We start from the raw sequence: 2,727 nt of genomic DNA, 5'->3' as shown, positions 1-2,727 counted from the left end.
CACCGCAAACGCTGCGGCCAAGGGCAAGCCCAAAATCCAAGCGAAGTACCACATGTCACTTCCTTTCAGTTATTCAATATTCATAGCTGCCAGCGCTTGTTTTTCATCCACTTCCATATGAAAACATATGGAAAATCTTATTTAACAAGCGCTAGCGGCTCCTTTTTTAGTAAGCGTGGCCTTTGCCTTCGCTGATGGTTTCCACACGCACCTTGCCGCGCATGATGTGATACACCCAGCTGGTATAGGCCAAGATGATGGGCAGGAAGATCACGGTGGACACCAGCATGATGAACAGCGTCAGGTGGCTGGACGAGGCATCCCACACCATCAGGCTGAACTGCGGATTGACCGACGAGGGCAAGATGAAGGGGAACATCGATACGCCCACGCTCAGCACAATCCCGGCGATGGCCAAACCACTGCTCAGCAAGCCCAGCCATTCACGGCGCAGCTTCATGCCCAGGGCGGCCAGCAAAGGCATCAGCACACCCAGTGCAGGCACGATCCACAGCGCTGGCTGCTTGGCGTAATTGGCCAGCCACGCGCCTTGGCCTATGGCCGCAGACTTGAGCATGGGGTTGGAAGGGCCGGTGGTGCTCATGGCTTCGGTCAGCACAAAACCGCTGAGCTTGGCCAGCCACACGCCCGCGATCACATACAGCACCGTGGTCAGCACAGCAGCCACCATGCCCCAGCGGGTGGCACGCGCTTGCACCGCGCCTTCGGTCTTGAACACCAGCCACGCCGCACCGTGCATGAGCAGCATGGTCAGCGACACCAGGCCGCACAACAGCGCAAAGGGGGTGAACAGGTCAAAGAACGAGCCATCCCAGTAAATGCGCATATCGGGCGCCAGACGGAAAGGCACGCCCAGCAGCACATTGCCCATCGCTACGCCAAATACCAGGGCTGCGCCCCAGCCCGACAGGGTCAGCACCCAGTCCCAGCCGTTGCGCCACGCAGTGCCTTCGCGCTTGCTGCGGAACTTGAACGCCACGGGGCGCAAGATCAGGCAGACCAGCACGGCAAACATGGCCAGGTAAAAGCCCGAGAACGAGATGGCATACAGCTGGGGCCAGGCGGCAAAGATGGCGCCGCCGCCCAAAATCAACCACACCTGGTTGCCTTCCCACACGGGGCCGATGGTGTTGATCACCACGCGGCGCTCCACATCGGTTTTGCCCGTGGCGCGCAGCAGCGCGGCGGCGCCCAGGTCAAAACCGTCGGTCACTGCAAAGCCGACCAGCAAAATGCCCAGCAGCAACCACCAGATGACGCGCAACACGTCATAGCTCAAAAGTTCATGCAAGATCATGGTGTTGACTCCCTCGGTTACTTGGCGCTGTAAACATCCACGAACTTCTTCGTGTAGGCCTGCAGGTGAGGTTCACTCTCTTCATGCGGGCCTTTCAAGATGGCCTTGCGCATGAGCACCATTTCAATGATGAACATGACGGTATAAATCGCCACAAACAGGGCAATCGTCAGCAGCAGCGTGCCTGCCCCCAGGTTGGACACCGCCATGGCCGTGGGCAACACCCCTTCAATAATCCAGGGCTGGCGACCCACCTCAGCCACGATCCAGCCGCATTCGGCTGCAATCCAAGGCAAAGGAATGGCGAAAACTGCCACACGCAGCAACCAAGGGTAGGCATCCAGCTTGCGGCGTGCCGACAGCACAAAGAACGTGGCGGTCAGCACGATAAAGAACATGCCCAGGCCCACCATCACGCGGAAACTCCAGAACAAGGGGCCCACCGGAGGAATGGTGTCTGCCGCAGCCTTTTGGATCTCCAGGCGGGTGGCTTTGCGCGGATCATCGGTGTAGCGCATCAGCAGCAGCGCATAACCCATGTTGGCACCGTGATCTTCGAAGGTGGTCACCACCTCTGGCGGCACATCGGAAGGCTTTTTGAAACTGCGAATTGTTTGCAAGGCGTCATACGCCTTGATGCCCGACTCAATGCGCTCTTCGGCACGCGCCACCAAGTCATTGATGCCTGGAATTTCAGTGTCCAGCGAGCGGGTGCCGATCAGGCCCATCACCCATGGAATGTGCACGGCAAAGTGGGTTTCACGCGCTGCAGTGTCGGGAAAGCCAAATGCCGTGAAGGCTGCGGGAGCTGGCTCGGTTTCCCACATGGCTTCAATGGCCGCCAGCTTCATCTTCTGGTGTTCGGACGACAGATAGCCGCTTTCATCCCCCAGCACCACCACCGACAGCGACGCCGCTAGGCCGAACGAGGCCGCCACGGTCATCGAGCGCTTGGCCAGGGCCACGTGGCGGCCCTTGAGCAGATACCACGCCGACACGCCCAGCACAAAAATCGCGGCCACGGTATAGCCCGCCGACACGGTGTGCACAAACTTGGCTTGCGCGACCGGGTTGGTCAGCACCGCAAAGAAGTCGTTCACCTCCATGCGCATGGTTTGCGGGTTGAACACCGCGCCCACGGGGTTTTGCATCCAGCCGTTGGCAATCAAAATCCACAGCGCCGAGAAGTTGGAGCCAATCGCCACCAGCCAGGTGGCAATCAAGTGCTGTACCTTGGTCATGCGATCCCAGCCAAAGAAGAACAGCCCCACAAAGGTCGCTTCCAGGAAGAAGGCCATCAGGCCCTCAATCGCCAGCGGCGCACCAAAAATGTCGCCCACGTAGTGGCTGTAGTAGCTCCAGTTCATGCCGAACTGGAATTCCATCACCACACCGGTGGCTACGCCCAT

General features: G+C 59.2%; 3 protein-coding genes. All 3 read right to left on the bottom strand.

The genetic code is table 11. From position 1 onward, the window contains the following. Nucleotides 1-54 (bottom strand): cytochrome bd-I oxidase subunit CydX (gene cydX / locus QEP12_RS17085; protein WP_431308109.1); only part of this gene is annotated, 54 nt, incomplete at its 3' end. 112 nt (nucleotides 55-166) lie between these two features. After that, nucleotides 167-1,318, bottom strand: coding sequence for a cytochrome d ubiquinol oxidase subunit II (gene cydB / locus QEP12_RS16775; RefSeq protein WP_174863774.1), 1,152 nt, complete (start codon nucleotides 1,316-1,318; stop codon nucleotides 167-169). A gap of 17 nt (nucleotides 1,319-1,335) precedes the next feature. Next, nucleotides 1,336-2,727: cytochrome ubiquinol oxidase subunit I (locus QEP12_RS16770; protein WP_284214971.1), on the bottom strand; the 1,392-nt coding region annotated here is incomplete at its 5' end.

The organism is Comamonas jiangduensis (assembly GCF_030162955.1).
GTDB classification, from domain to species: Bacteria; Pseudomonadota; Gammaproteobacteria; order Burkholderiales; family Burkholderiaceae_C; genus Comamonas; species Comamonas jiangduensis.
This window is presented reverse-complemented; position numbering and strand designations above follow the sequence as displayed.